At 71.0% G+C, this 18962-nt stretch carries 13 protein-coding genes; 2 read left to right on the top strand and 11 right to left on the bottom strand.

From position 1 onward, the window contains the following. Nucleotides 1–58: 58 nt before the first annotated feature. Nucleotides 59–769 carry a maleylpyruvate isomerase N-terminal domain-containing protein gene (locus KIK06_RS03650; protein ID WP_268641895.1) on the top strand — a complete coding sequence of 237 codons (711 nt, stop codon included), beginning with the start codon at nt 59–61 and terminating at the stop codon, nt 767–769. Nucleotides 770–800: 31 nt separating this feature from the next. On the opposite strand, the gene KIK06_RS03645 is transcribed toward KIK06_RS03650, so the two are convergent. The 4 genes from KIK06_RS03645 to gltB all read right to left on the bottom strand — a co-directional run bounded on the left by KIK06_RS03645 (nt 801) and on the right by gltB (nt 8265). After that, nucleotides 801–1694, bottom strand: a complete 894-nt coding sequence (locus KIK06_RS03645; protein WP_268645839.1) for a prenyltransferase — start codon at nt 1692–1694, stop codon at nt 801–803. Nucleotides 1695–1776: 82 nt separating this feature from the next. Then, entirely contained in the window at nt 1777–2154 is a 378-nt protein-coding gene (locus KIK06_RS03640; RefSeq protein WP_268641893.1) for a DUF2784 domain-containing protein, read from the bottom strand. Between the two features lie 66 nt (nt 2155–2220). Next, nucleotides 2221–3675: a glutamate synthase subunit beta gene (locus KIK06_RS03635; protein WP_268641892.1), complete on the bottom strand. Its 1455-nt coding sequence runs from the start codon at nt 3673–3675 to the stop codon at nt 2221–2223. Between the two features lie 33 nt (nt 3676–3708). Then, nucleotides 3709–8265, bottom strand: coding sequence for a glutamate synthase large subunit (gltB, locus tag KIK06_RS03630; protein WP_268641891.1), 4557 nt, complete (start codon nt 8263–8265; stop codon nt 3709–3711). Nucleotides 8266–8847: 582 nt separating this feature from the next. Here gltB and KIK06_RS03625 point away from each other — a divergent pair. Next, nucleotides 8848–10614, top strand: coding sequence for a bis-aminopropyl spermidine synthase family protein (locus KIK06_RS03625; RefSeq protein WP_268641890.1), 1767 nt, complete (start codon nt 8848–8850; stop codon nt 10612–10614). Nucleotides 10615–10690: 76 nt separating this feature from the next. Here KIK06_RS03625 and KIK06_RS03620 read toward each other — a convergent pair whose 3' ends face one another. The 7 genes from KIK06_RS03620 to trpB all read right to left on the bottom strand — a co-directional run bounded on the left by KIK06_RS03620 (nt 10691) and on the right by trpB (nt 18714). Then, nucleotides 10691–11512 carry a hypothetical protein gene (locus KIK06_RS03620; protein ID WP_327084625.1) on the bottom strand — a complete coding sequence of 274 codons (822 nt, stop codon included), beginning with the start codon at nt 11510–11512 and terminating at the stop codon, nt 10691–10693. Nucleotides 11513–11904: 392 nt separating this feature from the next. Beyond that, complete coding sequence (locus tag KIK06_RS03615) at nt 11905–13080, bottom strand: hypothetical protein (RefSeq protein WP_268641888.1); 1176 nt, start codon at nt 13078–13080, stop codon at nt 11905–11907. 444 nt (nt 13081–13524) lie between these two features. After that, nucleotides 13525–14640 carry a prolipoprotein diacylglyceryl transferase gene (gene lgt / locus KIK06_RS03610; RefSeq protein WP_268641887.1) on the bottom strand — a complete coding sequence of 372 codons (1116 nt, stop codon included), beginning with the start codon at nt 14638–14640 and terminating at the stop codon, nt 13525–13527. 51 nt (nt 14641–14691) lie between these two features. Next, nucleotides 14692–15672 carry a DsbA family protein gene (locus tag KIK06_RS03605; RefSeq protein WP_268641886.1) on the bottom strand — a complete coding sequence of 327 codons (981 nt, stop codon included), beginning with the start codon at nt 15670–15672 and terminating at the stop codon, nt 14692–14694. A gap of 57 nt (nt 15673–15729) precedes the next feature. Beyond that, on the bottom strand, nt 15730–16245 hold the full coding sequence (locus KIK06_RS03600; protein WP_268641885.1) for a MauE/DoxX family redox-associated membrane protein: 516 nt from the start codon (nt 16243–16245) through the stop codon (nt 15730–15732). A 439-nt stretch (nt 16246–16684) separates the two neighbouring features. Next, complete coding sequence (trpA, locus tag KIK06_RS03595) at nt 16685–17500, bottom strand: tryptophan synthase subunit alpha (RefSeq protein ID WP_268641884.1); 816 nt, start codon at nt 17498–17500, stop codon at nt 16685–16687. Further along, the gene (gene trpB / locus KIK06_RS03590; protein ID WP_268641883.1) at nt 17497–18714 is read right to left on the bottom strand and encodes a tryptophan synthase subunit beta; all 1218 of its coding nucleotides are present in this window, start codon (nt 18712–18714) and stop codon (nt 17497–17499) included. The genes trpA and trpB overlap by 4 nt, the downstream gene beginning before the upstream one ends. Nucleotides 18715–18962 lie beyond the last annotated feature (248 nt).

Genomic DNA, 18962 nt, shown 5'->3' with positions numbered 1-18962 from the left:
GCGGGGTCCGTTGGGGTTCGGTCGGTGTCTGCGGGGTTCGTGTGGGGGTGGGTGCGTGGTGTTCGCCTACGAAGAGGTCGTGGCGGCTTTGGAGTCGGAGACGGCGGTGTTGGCGGGGGTTCTGGAGGGGTTGTCGGAGGAGGGGGCGGTGTCGCCGACGCGGTGCGAGCCGTGGGATGTGGCGGCGTTGGCGGCGCACGCGGTGGGGGCGGTGCTGCGGGTGGACGGCATGTTGGACGCCCAGGCTCCTGGGCGGGGGGTCGAGCTGGTGTCGGCGGCGGGGTACTACGCGCCGGATGTGCGGTTCTCCTCGGAGGTGAACGGGGAGCGGGTGCGGTCGGCGGTGGAGGCCGCGGCTCGGCGCGCGGACGCTGGGGAGCCGGGGCGGGTGCTGCGTGAGGGCTGGGCGGCGCTGAGTGCGCGGCTGGCGGCCGAGGACGGTGGCCGTCGGGTGTTCACACGGCATGGTGATCCGATGTTCCTGAGGGACTTCCTGGTGACGCGTGTGGTGGAGGTGGTGCTGCATGGCTGGGATCTGGCGGACGCGTTGGGGCGGGAGCCGTGGACGACGCGGTCCGGGTTGGATCTGGTGACGCGCCTGGTGTTCGGTGCGGCGGACCGGGCGGCGTTGGAGCGGGTGTTTCCGGGGGTGTGGTCGGGTGGCGCGGCGGCTGAGGCCGCGGTGCGTGCGGTGACCGGCCGTTCGGAGGGTGGTGTGGAGCGGGACGCGTTGTCGGCGGCCGGTGTGCGGTTCCTGGCGTTGGGTTAGGGACGGTCCGGGGCGGGGCGGAGGCTCCTACCTATCGGTCGCTCCTGGGTTGGGGCAGGTAGGTGCCGATGCGGCCGTAGGCGCGGAGGACGCGCAGGCGTTGGATGGTGCGGATGCCTTCGCGTTCGAGGGTGGCCGCGGGGTCCCAGTGGCCAGGGGCGGCGTCCCAGCCGCCGTCGGCGCGCTGCTGTTCCTCGAAGACGTCGAGGTTGCGGCTGATCTCGGCGTCGGTGAACAGAGGCCGGGCGATGTGGTGCGGGTCAGGGACCAGGTCGAGTGGGGTGTGGGCTCCGCCCTCGGGGCGGGGGTGGACGTCGATGACGGCGCGGATCATGGTGGACAGCCGGTTGACCGCTCTCAGGGCGCGGGTGCGGTTGGGGGCGTGCTGGAGGAAGGCGCACACGCCGATGGCCTCGTGGGGGTCGGTCCAGGCGAGGGTGTCGACGCGTTTCCAGCAGTAGGCGGTGGCTGTGTCGCGCCAGGGGTGCGTGATGTGGTGTTTGTGGAGGTATCCGCAGATGAGTGCGGTGATGTCGAGGCGCCCGGAGAAGTCCTCGGTCTCCAGGAACCAGGGTGCGGCCTCGGTGTGGCGGATGGTGGGCAGGACGAAGGGGACGCTGCCGTCGGGGTCGCAGACGTTGGCGAGGAACTGGCAGGCGCCGGTGCCGATGTTGTGCGGGATGGGGCCGAGTTCGTCGAGGTAGCGCAGGGCGATCGCGATGGCGGCGGGCTGGCTGGCGTGGCCGCGCATGTCGGGGTCGAGTCCGTTGCCGTAGCCGCCGTCGAGGTTGCGGTAGGCGGCCAGGGCGGAGCGGATCGGGGCGGCGGGGCCGCTCTGGAAGTGGTAGGCGAAGCGGTGGCGGTCGATCAGGCGCGCGGTGCGCATGGTGAAGTGCTCCGCCGCGTGGTATGCGTCCCAGGTCACAACGCTCATGTCTTCGACGGTACGACCAGCGGATCGTCGCGGAGAATAGTCGGCCGTGCAATATATGCGATCTTTACGCTGGTTACGGAGTGTTCTCCTTGCGTCGCCCCCGGTAGGCGAATGCGGCCAGCCCGATCCAGGAGATGAGGACGGCCGCGGCGACGGCGAGTTGGACCGTGCGGAGGTGTTCCTCGGGATAGACGACGCCGGTGAGGTAGTGGTCGACGAAGCTGGCGCCGGGGAGTCCGGTCTGTCCGGCGCGTGCGCGGGCCCAGTTCTCGACGTGGGTGAGGGGGCAGGCCCAGCCGATGAGGGTGATGCCGAGTGCGTAGAGGGCGACGGGGGCGTGGATCCAGAGGGTGCGGGGCCAGCGCCAGGTGAGGAATCCGCCGAGGGCGACGTAGAGGAGGAACGCCAGGTGGGTCACCATGGCGGCGTCACCGATCAGGCGGTAGAGCATGCCATCAGCCTAGGGCGGCGCCGGGCGCGGGGTGTGTCCCCGAGCCCGGCGCCGTCGGTGGTGGGGTCAGACCAGGGGCCGTTCGGTCGGCGGGATGGCGACCGGCAGGGTGGTGGTCTCGCTGAGGTAGCGGTCGACTCCGGCGGCGGCGGAGCGGCCCTCGGCGATGGCCCAGACGATGAGGGACTGGCCGCGGCCCATGTCTCCGGCGCAGAAGACGCCGTCGACGCTGGTCTTGTAGTCGGCGTCGCGGACGACGTTGCCGCGTCCGTCGAGTTCGACGCCGAGCTGCTCGATCATGCCCTCCTTCTGGGGGCCGACGAAGCCCATGGCGAGGGTGACGAGGTCGGCGGGGATCTCGCGTTCGGTGCCCTCGACGGGTTCGAAGCCCTTGTCGGTGCGCTTGACCTCGACGAGCTTGAGGGCGCGGACGTTGCCGTTCTCGTCGCCGAGGAATTCGAGGGTGTTGACGGAGTAGATCCGCTTGCCGCCCTCCTCGTGCGCGCTGGTGACCTTGTACAGCATGGGCATGGTGGGCCATGGCTGGTGGTCGGGCCGCTTGGCGGGCGGCTTGGGCATGATCTCGAGCTGGGTGACGGAGGCGGCGCCCTGGCGGTGGGCGGTGCCGACGCAGTCGGCGCCGGTGTCGCCGCCGCCGATGACGACGACGTGCTTGCCCTCGGCGGTGATGGCCGGGGTGTCGTAGTCGCCTTCCTGGACCCGGTTGGCCAGGGGCAGGTATTCCATGGCCTGGTGGATGCCCTGGAGTTCGCGTCCGGTGGCGGGCAGGTCGCGCCATGCGGTGGCGCCGCCGGTGAGGACGACGGCGTCGTTGTCGGCGCGGAGCTGGTCGACGGTGATGTCGACGCCGATGTCGACGCTGGTGCGGAAGGTGGTGCCTTCGGCGGTCATCTGGGCGAGGCGGCGGTCGATGTGCCGCTTCTCCATCTTGAACTCGGGGATGCCGTAGCGCAGGAGGCCGCCGACGCGGTCGGCCCGCTCGTAGACGGTGACGTCGTGTCCGGCGCGGGTGAGCTGCTGTGCGGCGGCGAGTCCGGCGGGGCCGGAGCCGACGACGGCGACCTTCTTGCCGGTGCGGGTGGTGGGGGGCAGGGGCTTGACCCAGCCCTCCTCCCACGCGCGGTCGATGATGGAGACCTCGACGTTCTTGATGGTGACGGCGGGCTGGTTGATGCCGAGCACGCACGCGGACTCACAGGGGGCGGGGCAGAGCCGTCCGGTGAATTCGGGGAAGTTGTTGGTGGCGTGCAGGCGTTCGATCGCCTCGGCCCAGTCGTGGGTGTAGACGAGGTTGTTCCACTCGGGGATGAGGTTGCCGAGCGGGCAGCCGTTGTGGCAGAAGGGGATGCCGCAGTCCATGCAGCGCGAGGCCTGCTTGGTGACGGTGCCCCGGTCGAAGTCCTCGTGGACCTCGCGCCAGTCCTGGATGCGCACGTCCACCGGGCGGTGGGCGGGCAGTTCGCGTTCGGTGATCTTCAGGAAACCCTTGGGGTCAGCCATGGTGTGTGTTCCTCCTTTCGTGTTCGCTGACGCTCAGGACTGCGCGGAGGCCATGACGGCCTCGTTGACGTCGCGGCCGTCGCGTTCGGCCTCGGCCTGGGCGAGCAGGACCCGCTTGTAGTCGCGCGGCATCACCTTGGCGATGCGGTCGAGGGCGGCGGGGCCGTCGGCGAGGAGTCGTTCGGCGACGGCGGAGCCGGTCTCGTCGCGGTGGCGGGTGAGGACGTCGGTGAGGAGGACGCGGTCCTCGTCGGTGAGTTCCTCGATGTCGACCATCTCGGGGTTGACCCGGTGGGGGTCGAGGTCGAGGACGTAGGCGACGCCTCCGGACATGCCCGCGGCGAAGTTGCGGCCGGTGCGGCCGAGGATGACGGCGCGGCCGCCGGTCATGTACTCGCAGCCGTGGTCGCCGATGCCCTCGACGACGGCGGTGGCGCCGGAGTTGCGGACGCAGAAGCGTTCGCCGGCGATGCCGCGCAGGAAGATCTCGCCGGAGGTGGCGCCGTAGCCGATGACGTTGCCCGCGATGATGTGGTCCTCAGCGGCGAGCTGGGAGGACCGGTCGGGGCGGACGATGAGGCGGCCGCCGGAGAGGCCCTTGCCGACGTAGTCGTTGGCGTCGCCCTCGAGGCGGAGGGTGACGCCCTTGGGCACGAACGCGCCGAAGGACTGGCCGGCGGATCCGGTGAAGGTGATGTCGATGGTGTTCGCGGGGAGGCCGTCGGCGCCGTGGCGCTTGGTGACCTCGTGGCCGAGCATCGTGCCGACGGTGCGGTTGACGTTGCGTACCGGCAGTTCGAGCTTGACGGGCTGTCCGAAGTCCAGGGCACCCTCGGCGAGCTGGATGAGGGTGTTGTCCAGGGCCTTCTCCAGGCCGTGGTCCTGGGTGCGGGTGTGCATCCGGTGGTCGCCCGCCCAGGGCTCGACCTCGTGCAGGATCGGGTTCAGGTCCAGGCCCTGGGCCTTCCAGTGGTCGACGGCCTCGGTGGTGTCGAGCAGGTCGACGGCGCCGATGGCCTCGTCGAGGCTGCGGAAGCCGAGCTGGGCGAGGTACTCGCGGACTTCCTGGGCGATGAACTCGAAGAAGTTGACGACGTACTCGGCCTTGCCGGAGAAGCGTTCGCGCAGGGTCGGGTTCTGTGTGGCGACGCCGACGGGGCAGGTGTCGAGGTGGCACACGCGCATCATGACGCAGCCGGAGACGACGAGGGGCGCGGTGGCGAAACCGTATTCCTCGGCGCCGAGCAGGGCGGCGATGACGACGTCGCGGCCGGTCTTCATCTGGCCGTCGGTCTGGACGACGATGCGGTCGCGCAGCCCGTTGAGCAGCAGGGTCTGCTGGGTCTCGGCGAGGCCGAGCTCCCAGGGGGTGCCCGCGTGCTTGAGCGAGTTCAGCGGGGAGGCGCCGGTGCCGCCGTCGTGGCCGGAGATGAGCACGACGTCGGCGTGGGCCTTGGACACGCCGGCGGCGACGGTGCCGACTCCGGCCTCGGAGACCAGCTTGACGTGGACCCGCGCGGACGGGTTCGCGTTCTTGAGGTCGTGGATGAGCTGGGCGAGGTCCTCGATGGAGTAGATGTCGTGGTGCGGCGGCGGGGAGATGAGCCCGACGCCGGGGGTGGAGTGGCGGGTCTGCGCCACCCACGGGTAGACCTTGTGGCCGGGCAGTTGGCCGCCCTCGCCGGGCTTGGCGCCCTGGGCCATCTTGATCTGGATGTCGTCGGCGTTGGTGAGGTAGTGGGAGGTGACGCCGAACCGGCCGGAGGCCACCTGCTTGATGGCGCTGCGGCGCAGGTCGCCGTTGGCGTCGCGGGTGAAGCGGGCCGGGTCCTCGCCGCCCTCGCCGGTGTTGGACTTGCCGCCGAGGCGGTTCATCGCGATGGCGAGGGTCTCGTGCGCCTCGGCGGAGATGGAGCCGTAGGACATGGCGCCGGTGGAGAAGCGCTTGACGATCGCGGAGACGGGCTCGACCTCGTCGATCGGAACCGGTTCGCGCACGCCCTCCTTGAGGCGGAAGAGTCCGCGCAGGGTCATGAGCTTCTCGGCCTGGTCGTCGACCTTGGAGGTGTACTCCTTGAAGATCTCGTACCGGCGGGTGCGGGTGGAGTGCTGGAGCTTGAAGACCGTCTCGGGGTTGAACAGGTGCGGCTCGCCCTCGCGGCGCCACTGGTACTCGCCGCCGACCTCCAGGCGCCGGTGGGCGTTGGGGTTGGCGGTGTGGGCGCGGCGGTGGCGGATGGCGACCTCCTCGGCGAGGACGTCGAAGCCGACGCCGCCGAGGCGGGAGGTGGTGCCGGTGAAGCACCGGTCGATGACCTCCGGGCCGAGGCCGAGGGCCTCGAAGATCTGCGCGCCGGTGTAGGAGCTGACCGTGGACACGCCGATCTTGGACATGATCTTCAGGACGCTCTTGCCGAACGCCTTGACGGTGTTGGCGACGGCCTGGTCGGCGTCGATGCCGCCGATGACGCCGCGCTCGACCAGGTCCTGGACGCTGGCCAGGGCCAGGTACGGGTTGACGGCGGAGGCGCCGTAGCCGATGAGGAGTGCGACGTGGTGGCACTCGCGCACGTCGGCGGCCTCGACGACCAGTCCGACCTCGGTTCGGGTCTTCTCGCGCACGAGGTGGTGGTGGACGGAGCCGGTGAGCAGCAGCGACGGGATGGGCGCGCGCGTGGCGTCCGCGCCGCGGTCGCTGAGCACGAGGATGTGGGCGCCGTCGGCGATGGCCTGGGACACCTCGGTGTTGATCTCGTCGAGGCGTGCGGAGAGCGCGTCGCCGCCGCCGTCGACGGGGTAGGTGCCGTCGACGGTGAAGGTGCGCAGGGCCGGGTTGGTGGTTCCGGCCTTGACGATGGCGGCGAGCTGGGCCTGGTCGACCACGGGTGTGGACAGGACGAGGCGCCGGGTGTCGCCCGCTTCGGCCTTGAGGAGGTTGCCCTCGGCTCCGAGCAGGGTGTTGAGGCTGGTGACCATCTCCTCGCGGATGGCGTCCAGCGGCGGGTTGGTGACCTGCGCGAAGTTCTGCGAGAAGTAGTCGAAGAGCTGGCGGGACCGGTCGGAGAGGGCGGCGACGGGTGTGTCGGTGCCCATGGATCCGATGGGTTCGGCGCCGGTGCGGGCCATCGGGGTGAGGATGACGCGGAGGTCCTCCTCGGTGTAGCCGAACACCTGCTGGGCGAGGTTGAGTTCGGCGACCGGGGTGGGTTCGGCGTCGGGCAGGTCGGTCAGGCGCACGAGGCCGGCGTCGATCCACTCCTGGTAGGGGTGTTCGGCGGCCAGTTCGGCCTTGATCTCCTCGTCCTCGATGATGCGGCCCTGGTCGGTGTCCACGACGAAGATGCGGCCGGGCTGGAGGCGTCCCTTGCGGACGATGGCGGCCGGGTCGATGTCGAGGACGCCGGCCTCGCTGGCCAGGACGACGAGGCCGTCGTCGGTGACCCAGTAGCGGCCGGGGCGCAGGCCGTTGCGGTCCAGGACGGCGCCGACGACGGTGCCGTCGGTGAAGGTGACCGAGGCGGGTCCGTCCCAGGGCTCCATGAGGGTGGAGTGGAACTCGTAGAAGGCCCGGACGGCCGGGTCCATCTCGGTGTGGTTCTCCCAGGGCTCGGGGATCATCATGAGCACCGCGTGCGGGAGCGAGCGTCCGCCCAGGTGGAGCAGTTCGAGGGCGTCGTCGAACGAGGCGGTGTCGGAGTCGTCGGGGTCGACGATGGGGAAGATCCGGTCGAGGTCGCCGGGGATGAGGTCGGTGGCGAGCTTGGCCTCGCGCGCCCGCATCATGTTCCGGTTGCCCTTGACGGTGTTGATCTCGCCGTTGTGCGCGACGTAGCGGAACGGGTGGGCGAGCGGCCAGGACGGGAACGTGTTGGTGGAGAACCGGGAGTGGACCAGGGCCAGGCCGGAGGTGTAGCGCCGGTCGGACAGGTCGGGGAAGAACGGCTCCAGCTGCGGGGTGGTGAGCATGCCCTTGTAGGCGATGGTCCGCGGGGACAGGCTCGGGAAGTAGACGTCGGTCTCGTGTTCGGCGCGCTTGCGGACGCAGTAGGCGTAGCGCTCCAGGGCGATGCCGGTGAGGCCTTCGGTGGGGGTGCCCTGGCGGCCGGTGATGAACAGCTGGCCGAAGGAGGGCATGGCCTCACGGGCGGCGGGGCCGCTGTACTGCGGTTCGAAGGGCAGTTCGCGCCAGCCGAGAACGGTCAGGTCCTCGTCGGCGACGATGGCGTCGATGCGCGCGACGGCGTCCGCGCGGGCGGCGGCGTCGGCGGGCAGGAAGGCGATACCGGTGGCGTAGGCGCCGGCGTCGGGCAGGTCGAAGTCGCAGACCTCGGTGTAGAGCTCGTGCGGGATCTGGGTGAGGATGCCCGCGCCGTCACCGTCGTCGGGGTCGGCCCCGGAGGCGCCTCGGTGGTCGAGGTTGCGCAGGACGGTGAGTGCCTTCTGGACGATCTCGTGGCTGCGTCGGCCGTTGAGGTCGGCGACGAAGCCCACACCGCAGGCGTCGTGCTCGAAGGCGGGGTCGTACAGGCCCTGGGACGTGGCTTCCGCGTTCGTTCGGACGGACGAACGCCGCACCTGAGCAGCAGGCATCTACCCTCCTGTCGTCTTTCGTCGGCTTCGTGAAAAGCGCATCCGGGACGACATTGGCCCTGCTGCGTCAAGATTCGGTTGTGTGGCCGGGTTACGGCCGGTTCCCGTGTGCGGGGCGTCCCTGTCCGTTACCGTCGGGGCGGTCACGTCCTCGTGGCCGCAGTAGCGGAGGGTCGCCCGTGGTTCGGGCAGGTTCTCTTATACATGTCGGTCCAGCCGCGATGCGAATCGCAGGTCTAGACCAAGTGGAGCCGCGGTGCGCCCTCGACTCCGGGGCTGTGCCCCCTCGCGGAAGGGAGCACGGGTCCCTCTCGGAGGGGTTCTCCGATGAGGGCTGGCCTAGCCGTATCTTCCACCTGGGAACCCGGCTAAACCTCCCAAAGTGGATTAAACCTCGACTGGTGGCCGGGTCCCTCCACATCAGAACGTGAACATGGCGCTCCGCACACCCACATTACCCCGGTGTTAACGCCACCTCCAAGGGGTGTTCCGCCCGCTCGTGAGTGATATCTCCCTCATCCGCCCCGAACCGCCCTGACCAGCGATTCCACCCCCACCGCCCGTACGTGGGACGATCAGGGCATGGCAGGACACCCGACTTCCCCCGGCCCGGACCACCCCGGCGCCGCGTACGCGCACCCGACCGCCCACACCCCACGGTCACCGGTTTCGGTCACCTCCGAGCCGCCGCAGCTGCTGCCGCAGGCGGCTCTGCGACTGCTGCTCGACCAGGGTGTGGACGCGCCCCGGGTCCGCCGGATCCTCGCCCTGCTCTCGGACGGGCGGTGGTGGAGCGCCAACGACCTCGTGCGCGCGAGCAGGGTCGCCCACTCGGTCGTGGCGGCCGTGCTCAGGGAGTTGGACGAGGCCGAGGAACTGGACACCGAGAGCGGTGACGGACAGCGCAGGGTGCGCCTGGTCGCCCCTTCCGAGTACCGGGGCGCCGCGGCGGACGAACTCGCCGACCCCGTGGCCCACCTGCTCCCCCGGCACGCGCGGGCGGGCGCGATCCTGACCCGGGCCGTGAGTGAGGGCCCCGCCTCCGACCCGAACCTGGACCACGTGGCGGCGACCGCGGAGACGGCGCTGCGGCGCGCGCTCTTCCTGACCACGCGGTTCGACCTCGACGACCGGGTGCTGCTGTGCGTGGGCGACCACGACCTGACCGCGCTGGCGGTGACCTTGGTGTGCCCGAGGGCGCGCGCCGAGGTCGTGGACGTGGACGAGCGGGTGCTGGCGCACATCGACGCGGTGGCCGAGCGGGAGGGGCTGCCTGTGCGGACGCACTTCGCGGACCTGCGGCTGGGGCTGCCGTCACCGCTGCGCGGCGCCGCTGACCTGGTGTTCACCGACCCGCCGTACACCCCGGACGGGGTGGAGCTGTTCGTGCGGCGCGGGTTGGAGGGGATGACCGATCCCCGCAGGGGGCGGGTGTTGGTGGCCTACGGCGCCAGTGAGACCACCCCCCGGCTGGCGGCGGCGACGCAGGCGCGGATGGTGCGGATGGACCTGCTGCTGGAGGCCGTCTGGCCGGACTTCAACCGGTACCACGGCGCGGAGTCGATCGGCGCCGCCTCGGACCTGTACGTGCTGCGGCCCCTGTCGCGTACCGCGCCAGCCCCCTCAGGGGACGCCGCGCGCGTGTACAGCCAGGGCGTCAACGCCAAGGAGGCGCGGGGCGGCCTGGACGCCGAACGCGCGGACGCCGTGGTCGAGGCGGTGCTCGACGACGTGGACGGCGCGGTGGACGTGCGGGCGCTGACACTGGTGGGCGAATGGCCCACGGACATGGGCGGCGCGGCCGGGGCGGGCCGGATCCGGCTGTCGACGTGGCTGGCGGCGCCCACGTCGGCGACCGAGCACGCCGTGATCAACCTCACCGGCGGCTGGGAGCGCCTGGTGGCGCGGGCGGCCCTGGCCGCGGCCTCGGACACGGTGTACGCGCTGGTGCCGTCGGCCGCGGCGGCCGTGCGTGACCAGGCTGGGCAGCGGGCGCTGCGGGCGATGGTGGAGCCGCGGTTCGAGGTGCGTTTCCTGCGGGGGTTCGGGGCCCGGAACCTGACGGCGGTGCGGTTCACCCGGCGCGCGGAGGCGGGGACGGCGGCGGACCGGCTGCTCACCCACGTGCAGGAGCGTGCGCACGGGATGCTCCGGGCGACGCTGCGCGGCGGACTGACCGAGATCGCGGCGTGGATGGGCGCTCCGATCAACAAGCGCACGTCGCGGCACGCGGTGGCCGCGGCTCCGGCGTGGTTGGCGGGGCACACGCCGCTGGACCTGCCCGACCACCGGTGGGCGGAGCTGCCCGGTGTGGTCCGGGACCTGGTCGGGCGGGTGGAACCCGAGTAGGAGCGGGCCGGAGCGCGGCGGGGCCCACGACGAACACGAAGCCCGGGGAAGGTGTTCCCCGGGCCCCACGCGCGTCCTAGTCGGTTCCGGTCGTCCCGGTGGCGCCGGTGCCGTTGGGATCGGTCGTCCCGGTCTGGCCGGTGCCCTCGGTACCGGTCTGCCCCGTTCCGCCGGTCTGGCCGGTGCCGTCCGTGCCCTCGTCGGAGCCGTCGTCGAGCTGGACCATGCGCCGGTAGAGCGGATCGCGGACGTTGGCCAGGGCCACGAGCGGGCCCGCGAGGCTGACACGGTCCTCCACCGACTCCGAGGACGCGGACTGGACCCAGACCACGACGAGGTAGTGACCGCTGATGATCGCTTCGCTGGCGCTGTACCCCTCACCGAGGCGGTCGAAGGGGTCCGCTCCGGATGGGGGGAGCACGAACCCGCGGGCGGCGGCGGTCGTGTCGCCCCCGTCCTCCTCGCTGGGATCGGACATGGCCGCGGCGAGCTGGCGGCTGGCGTCGACGTCGGCGAGGTTGAACACGGCGGTGACGCCGAAGTAGGTGTCCGAGACGTAGGTCGCACGGGCGACCTGGGTGCAGTCGGCGTCCGTCACGGCCTCGGTCAGCTCCCGGCCCCACACGGCCGACGAGCAGTCGTCGGTCAGGTCCGAGTCCCGCAGGGTGAAGTCGATGCTCTGGCTGGAGATCTCGGCGTTGTTGCGTTCGAACATCTCACCCTCGTTGAGGGGGAGGCTGTCGACCTCACGGGAGGCCAGCACGTCGTTCATGCGGCCGGTGTCGACGATCCGGTACACGGCCGGGCGCGTCTGGACGGGGGCCGCGTCCGCTCCCCCCTCGTCGGAGGAGCGGAGGTAGAACACGGCGCCGACGGCGAGGAGCGCCAGGACCAGCACGACGGCCAGGATGATGATCAGGAGCGGTCCGCGGCGGCGCGGGTCCTGCTTCCTCCGGCCGCCCCCGCGGCGGCGGCCACCGGACCGCGCGCCGCGCCCGTCCGGCTCGCTGCGGGGTGCACCCTCGCCCCCACGGCTCCGCGCCGGGTCGGGCTCCGTCCGTTGGACTGGTTCTTGCGCGGCGCTCCCGGGGAGGGCTCGCCTGTTCGGTTCCGGGTACATCGGGCCTCGAAAGTGTGGACGTCGACGGACGGATCGCGGTCCGCGCCCAAGGCTCCGGGCGGATGCGTGGGCACCGGCTCACCGGATAACGTGGGGGCACCCGTGGGTGCCCCCGCGCGGGTCGATCCGTCCGCGATCCTATCGGGGTGCCCGACACCCCCTGACAGGGCTCATTCCTCCGCCTGGTTCCTGGCGACGATCTCCTCGTAGGGAAGGAGCACGGTGTCCATCGCCGCCACGCGCACGGACGCCATGTCCGAGTCGTCCCCGGGCGGGGACCCGTCGGTGCGCGCGACCCAGAACACGGCCAGGTAGTGGCCCATGACCTGGGTGGATGCTTGGCTGAAGCCCTCCTCCAGCCCGGGCACGTCACCGGTGTCGGCCAGCAGGAACCCGGCACCGGTCTCGGCGTTGTTCGGGTCCAGGGCCTCGGCGACCCGGGTGGCGCCCTCGGAGTCGACCAGGTCGAACAGGGTGACCTGGGCGACGTACTCCTCGTCGGGGTCGGTGTAGACACCGGTGGCGGCGCTGGAGCAGTTGGCGTCGATCAGGCTCTGGCCGAGCTCCTCACCCCACACGAGCGAGGTGCACGAGTCGGTGACGCGGCCCTCGCTGAGGGCCAGCTCCATTCCGTTGACCTCGACCTCCTCGGAGTCGCCGAAGACGGCCTCCTCGGTCATCGGCTCGGCGCCCTCGGGGCGCCCGTCGATGGGGCCGAAGGTGTCCTCGAGGTTGGCTCCGAACAGGAACTGGTCCGGGGTGAGCGTGCCGTGCCCCTCGGGCGGGGCGACGATGCTCTGCTCGCCCCGGGCGACGGCGCCCCCGTCGGGACTGAACAGCTGGAAGACCAGCAGGCCCAGGAGGGCGACCAGGGCGACGCCGAAGGCGCCCATGAGAACGCCCAGGACGGCTGTGCCACGCTTGCGCTTGCTCTGTTCGGCGAGGGTGTACACGATCTGGTTGGGCCGGTCGCCCAGCACCGAGACGCGCTTGATCGCCGAGGCGGAGAAGGCCGAGACGCGGTCGACGCCGCCGCGTCTACCGGAGGTGTTGCGGCCGCCGTCCTTGTCCTTCCCGCGACGGGAGCGGCGGGATCCGCGCCCGGGGGCCGCGGTGTCCTCCTCTACGGCGGGTTCGGCGTCGTCATAGCCGTCGTCGGGCGCGGTGTCCCCGGTGTGGGCGTGGGTGTGGCCGTACTCGGCGGAGAAGTCCTCGTCGGGGTCGTAGTCGTCCTCGCGGTCTTCGTCGTGGCCCTGGACGTCGTACTCCTCGACGTGGGTGTCCTCGGCGTGGCGTCGACCGCCGCGCCGACTCCTCCGGCTGTGACCGAACTCAGTTCTGCTCACGGTCCTTCTCAATCGTCAACCGTTCCTGGGAGAGTTGACCATTGCTGGCCAAATCACCGTATCTCGGACCTGGGGTCCGCTGCCCCGCGAACGGTCCTCGGGTCACAGGGGCCGGTTCCCCGTTCGGCGTGACCGCGCCTTCTCCGCTCGTGAGCGGTGCGCGACATCCTCCCGGGAACCGGGTACTCCCCGTCGGCCGAGGCCCTCGGGTACGGACCCGCTGGGTAGCTCTCTCGACGCGACCACTCCGGTCACGCCCAGTCACACCACAGCGATGACAGCCCAAACCCGGAACCGCGGCCAGAAACGAACTCACCGTAGGTCGCTGACCGACAACGACCGATAGCCAAGCCAACAGCCGCCAACCCGTGGACTGCTCGAAGGGAGAGGCGCGCACCACACGGTCTGACCGGGGTGTCCGGTCAACCGGCCGCACGCGGATCCCTACTCGGGCTTCGCCTCGGAGTTCGTGCCCGTGTCGTCGGCGTCGTTCTCCGTCGAGCCCTCGCTACTAGATCGCTCGGGGCTGGGGTGGTATTCCGTGCCCGCCTCGGTGGAGTCGGAGGTCACGGAGTCGATCTCGGAGTCGTCGTCGGTGTCCACGGCACTGTAGACGGTGCCGTCGTCGGCGGTCTCGTCCACGCTCGTGGACTTGATCACCTGGGTTCCGGCGTCATGGCCGTGCGGGACGACGGCGCTGGAGAAGGACTCGATGCGACGGCCGGCCCAGAGGAAGTAGGCCAGGGCGGCGAGGAGGACCGCGAGGGAGGTCCAGTTGTTCAGGCGCAGGCCGAAGAACTCGTTGGCCGGGTCGATACGCATGTACTCGATCCAGAAGCGGCCCGCGCAGTAGCCCATGACGTAGAGGGCGAACAGGCGGCCGCCCTGGAGCTTGTCCTCGAAGCGGCGGCCGAGGTAGGCCAGGAGGACGGCCAGGCCCAGGCACCAGAGGGACTCGTAGAGGAACGTGGGGTGGTAGGTGGTCTCGCCGGGGATCATGCCCTGGCGGAGCCCGCCCTCGGGGTAGGGGTAGATCTCCAGGGCCCACGGCAGGTCGGTGGGGCGGCCGAAGAGCTCCTGGTTGAAGTAGTTGCCCCAGCGGCCGATGGCCTGGGCGAGGGGCAGTGTGGGGGCGATGGCGAAGGACAGCTTGGACATCGACAGCCCGCGCTTGCGGGCGACCAGGTACACGCCGAGCGCGCCCATCGGGATGGCGCCCCAGATGCCGAGGCCGCCCTCCCACACGAACAGGGCGCGGATCGGTTCGCGGCCGGGCGCGAAGTACAGCTGGGCGTCGCTGATGACGTGGTAGAGCCGCCCGCCGATGAGGCCGAGGATGACGGCCCACACGGCCATGTCGACGATGGTGCCCTTCTCACCGCCCATGGCCGCCCAGCGGTGTTCGCTCCAAAAGACCGCGACCATGACACCCGCGAGGATGCACAGGGCGTAGAAGTGGATCTCCAGCGGACCGATGGGGATCGAGTTCACCTGGGGACTGGGGATGGCCGCGAGGGCGCGGCCCAGCTCGGCCGCGCCCTCGGAAGCTGTCGACGACAAAGTCACTTCTCTGCTCTCGGGTTCGCCCCGCACGCGGGGGGTGTCTGGTGGCTACTCCTCGCCACCCCCGTCGGTCAACGGTTCGGTCTGGACCTCGCCGGGGCCGGCTTCGTCGATCGCCCCCTGGAGGCCGCGCACCGTCATGGTCGTGCTGTTGTCGAGCAGCTCGCCGTTGATGTAGACGGAGGGCGTGGCGCGGAACGCGTTGTCTCCGCTGTAGCGAGTGTAGGCGTTTCCGGTGGCGTCGATGATCTCACCTGTGTAGGTCCCGTCCAGGAAGGACGGGTCGTGGCCGTTGTCGGCGCCCCAGGCCATCAGGTCGGTCAGGACCATGGTGCTGAGGTTCTCCTGCCCGAGCTGGTCGAGGGCGTCCTCGGTGAGGGCGGGCAGGTAGTCCTCGGTGAACTGGGTGACGGTGGCCGCCTCGTCGTCGATACGCCCGTCGAAGGCCGCGGCGTCCTCCTCGGAGGCGCCGGTCTCGCGGAACCACTCCTTGAGTTCGTCGACGGTGAATCCCGCCTGGCCCTCGGTGGGCTGGTGCTCGAAGAGCAGGTCGTTGTACTCGACGAAGACGCCGTGTTCGGCGGCTGCGCGGGCCGCCGCTCCGCCGCGCAGGGAGTTGCTGCTGATCGGCACGGCCTGCTGGGCGAAGATGCTGACCGGGCGGAAGTGGACGATCGCCTCGCCGGCGGCCGCCGCCTCCTTGAGGACGTCTCCGTTGAGGAGTTCGAACTGGCGGCAGGCGGGGCACTGGTAGTCGGCGTAGACCTCGACGACGGGGGCCTCGGCCCCGGGCTGGGCCATGACGACGCTGCCGTCCCCCTGGACGGTCTGCGAGGCGAGGGCTCCGTCGAACTCCGATCCGCTGCGGTCGGAGTTGAGGATGGCGTAACCGATTCCGACGATGAGGATGACCACCCCGAGGGCGGCGCCGATGACACCGAGGGTCCGCACGCGCGCGGCCTTGCGCTTGTCCTTCTCCCGCTGTTCCCTGAGCCGCTCGCGAGAACGTTGGCGGGCTGCACTCCCCATGAATTTCTTCCTTTTCCTGCTACTGGACGTGGTCGGCCGCCGTACGGGGTTCCGGGGTCACCGGAACAGCCCGAGCGGGCGGTCGAGGGCGAAGGGGGATCGTGGCCAGATCGCGATGAACGCGCCCAGGGCGGCGAAGCCGACGTCGCGCGCGATGGACAGGCCGTAGGTGGTCTCCTCCGGGTCGACCTGTCCACCGCCGCCGAAGCACCCGCAGTCGATGCTCAGTCCGCGGGCCATGGCCGAGACGATCCCCACGATGAACGCGACCATGAGCAGCGTGGTGACGACCGCGGTGTAGCGGGTGGCCAGTCCGACCAGGAGCAGGACGGCCAGCGCCAGTTCGAACAGGGGCAGGGTGTACCCGATGAGCCTGGCCAGGTCGGTCGGGAACAGGTCGTAGGCCTCGACCGCCTGGACCGACAGCGCGGGTGGGTACTTGCTGACGGCGGCGGTGATGAGGACGGCCGCGAGCCCGACCCTGCACGCGAGCGTCAGCCAGGGTTGGACGGTCCGCCAGCGGGGGGTGCGTTCGCGGGCGGGCGGTGCGGTGGTCGCGTCGGCTGTGTCCATCGTGTTGGCCTTCGGGAGGAGGTTGACCGTTCGGTCAGATGACGTGTGGTGTCCGTGGCGTCTCTCTGAGTGACAGCACAGATCCTACTCGTTGTGGGCGACTCGTGACACTGGGCTGTGGACACACGGGTCCGTACGAGTGACCGCGTCACGTCCACCCTTGTCCATCACACCACCGGAACACGTCCCGAGGGGGGTGTGGGGCGCATCAAGACGGCTCTCTCACCGGATTCTCACTCTTTTAACCTGAGTCGGTTAACCCGCCCTTATCCGGCGCCGGCGCGACCGGGCGGGGTGGTGCCGGTACACGACGACGGCGGTGGACCGATCCCGGGTTCCGGGTCGGTCCACCGCCGTCGTGGGGTCGGTTCGGGCACCGCCGGGCACCGGTCGGGGGTGCCCGCCCCGCCGCCGAGCGGCAGGCCCGAAACGCGTACCGCTAACCGCGCGAGCGCACCCCCGCGGCGAGCTCCTCGGCGAAGGAGCGGACCGCGATGAGGCCGGTCTCCAGGTCGGGCGCGTCCAGGACGCGTTGGCAGAAACCAGCGCCGACGATCACGCCGTCGGCGTACCCGGCGACCTCGGCCGCCTGCGCACCGGTGGAGATGCCCAGGCCCACACAAACGGGCAGGGCGGAGGCCCGGGTGACCTCACGGGTGCGCCGTACGAGGGTCTCGGCGGTGTCGGCGACCTGGACCCGGGTGCCGGTGACCCCCATGAGCGAGGCCGCGTACACGAAACCGGTGCACGTGGCCGTGGTCAGGGCCAGGCGCCGGTCGGTGGAGGAGGGCGCGACGAGGAAGATCCGGTCGAGCCCGGCGGCGTCGGAGGCGGCGATCCACTCGTCCGCTTCCTCGGGGATGAGGTCGGGGGTGATCACCCCGGCCCCGCCCGCCTTGGCGAGCCCCTCCGCGAACCGGCCGACGCCGTAGCGTTCGATCGGGTTCCAGTACGACATGACCACGGCGGCGGCCCCGGTCGCGGCGGTCGCCTCGACCACGCGAAAGACGTCGTCGGTGGTGGTTCCGGCGGCCAGTGCCCGGTCGGCGGCACGCTGGATGGTGGGTCCGTCCATCATGGGGTCGGAGTAGGGCAGGCCGACCTCGATGACGTCGCACCCGCCCTCGACCATGGCTTCGATGACGCGGATGGAGGAGGCCACGTCGGGGAAGCCGGCGGGCAGGTAGCCGATGAGCGCGGCGCGGTCCTCCTCGCGCGCGGCGGCCAGGGCGGTGCTCAGGGTGGTGGTCGTCATCGCTGTCCCTCCGGGTCCACGAGACCGAAGTAGGTCGCCGCGGTGTCGACGTCCTTGTCGCCGCGCCCGGACAGGTTGACCAGGATGACGGCGTCGGGTCCGAGGCGCTCGCCGAGCTTGCGGGCCCCGGCCAGGGCGTGGGCGCTCTCGATGGCGGGGATGATGCCCTCGGTGCGGCACAGCAGCCGGAAGGCCTCCATGGCCTCGGCGTCGGTGACGGGTTCGTAGGTGGCGCGGCCGGTGTCGGCGAGGTAGGCGTGCTCGGGGCCGACGGCCGGGTAGTCCAGCCCCGCGGAGATGGAGTGGCTGGGCAGGGTCTGCCCGAACTCGTCCTGGAGCACGTAGGTGCGGGCGCCGTGGAAGACCCCGGGGCTGCCCGCGGTGATGGAGGCCGCGGTCCTGGTGGTCCGCGCGCCCTCTCCCCCGGCCTCGAAGCCGTACAGGGCGACGGACTCGTCGGGGATGAAGGCGGCGAAGATCGCGATGGCGTTGGATCCGCCGCCCACGCAGGCGGCGACGGCGTCGGGCAGCTTCCCGGTCAGTTCCAGGACCTGCTCGCGGGCCTCCTTGCCGACGACGAAGTGCAGGTCGCGCACGAGTTTGGGAAAGGGGTGCGGACCCGCGACGGTGCCGAACAGGTAGTGGGTGTGGTCGACGTTGGCCACCCAGTCGCGGAACGCCTCGTTGATGGCGTCCTTGAGGGTGCGGCTGCCGATGGTGACGGGGACGACCTCGGCGCCGAGCATGCGCATGCGGGCGACGTTGAGCGCCTGGCGCTGGGTGTCCTCCTCCCCCATGTAGACGACGCAGTCGAGGCCGAGCAGGGCGCAGGCGGTGGCGGTGGCCACGCCGTGCTGTCCGGCGCCGGTCTCGGCGATGACGCGGGTCTTGCCCATGCGCTTGGTGAGCAGGGCCTGGCCGAGCACGTTGTTGATCTTGTGCGAGCCGGTGTGGTTGAGGTCCTCGCGTTTGAGGAGGATCCGGGCGCCGCCGGAGTGCTTGGAGAAGTTGCGCGCGTCGGTGAGCGGGCTGGGCCGACCGGTGTAGCTGCGCAGCAGTTCGTCGAGTTCGGCGAGGTAGTCCGGGTCCTGGCGGGCCTTGTCCCACTCGGCCTCGACCTCGTCGAGGGCGGCGATGAGCGCCTCGGGAGCGAACCTGCCGCCGTAGCGGCCGTAGTGCCCGTGCGCGTCGGGCACGGGTTGGGCGTGGCTCATGGCTGGGTCTCCTGGTACGGGGCCGACCGCGTGCGCGCCCCGGGCACGGCCTCGGGGCCCGCGACGATCGGCCTCGCGCCGCGGGGCGGCGCGGTTGGGCTGTTGGGTCACGCGGCGTCGGGAACCCGCGACTCACGCGTGCGGGTGTGGGTGCGGGCTCCCTGGTGCAAGGGCGTGTTCCGTGGACGCTGCTCGTCGCGCAGCAGAGTACGTGTCCGCGGAACACGCCCTAACGCCATCGGTGACCG

It is taken from the genome of Nocardiopsis sp. EMB25, from assembly GCF_026797795.1.
Lineage (GTDB): Bacteria > Actinomycetota > Actinomycetes > Streptosporangiales > Streptosporangiaceae > Nocardiopsis > Nocardiopsis lucentensis.
The sequence above is the reverse complement of the archived record's forward strand: the minus strand, read 5'-3'. Positions and strand labels throughout refer to the sequence as shown.

What these genes read in the sequence shown, in the direction of transcription:
- gltB (WP_268641891.1), bottom strand. Translation starts at nt 8,265, where the DNA reads ATGCCTGCTGCTCAGGTGCGGCGTTCGTCCGTCCGAACGAACGCGGAA.
- KIK06_RS03625 (WP_268641890.1), top strand. Translation starts at nt 8,848, where the DNA reads ATGGCAGGACACCCGACTTCCCCCGGCCCGGACCACCCCGGCGCCGCG.
- trpB (WP_268641883.1), bottom strand. Translation starts at nt 18,714, where the DNA reads ATGAGCCACGCCCAACCCGTGCCCGACGCGCACGGGCACTACGGCCGC.
- KIK06_RS03635 (WP_268641892.1), bottom strand. Translation starts at nt 3,675, where the DNA reads ATGGCTGACCCCAAGGGTTTCCTGAAGATCACCGAACGCGAACTGCCC.
- KIK06_RS03605 (WP_268641886.1), bottom strand. Translation starts at nt 15,672, where the DNA reads ATGGGGAGTGCAGCCCGCCAACGTTCTCGCGAGCGGCTCAGGGAACAG.
- KIK06_RS03640 (WP_268641893.1), bottom strand. Translation starts at nt 2,154, where the DNA reads ATGCTCTACCGCCTGATCGGTGACGCCGCCATGGTGACCCACCTGGCG.
- KIK06_RS03600 (WP_268641885.1), bottom strand. Translation starts at nt 16,245, where the DNA reads ATGGACACAGCCGACGCGACCACCGCACCGCCCGCCCGCGAACGCACC.
- trpA (WP_268641884.1), bottom strand. Translation starts at nt 17,500, where the DNA reads ATGACGACCACCACCCTGAGCACCGCCCTGGCCGCCGCGCGCGAGGAG.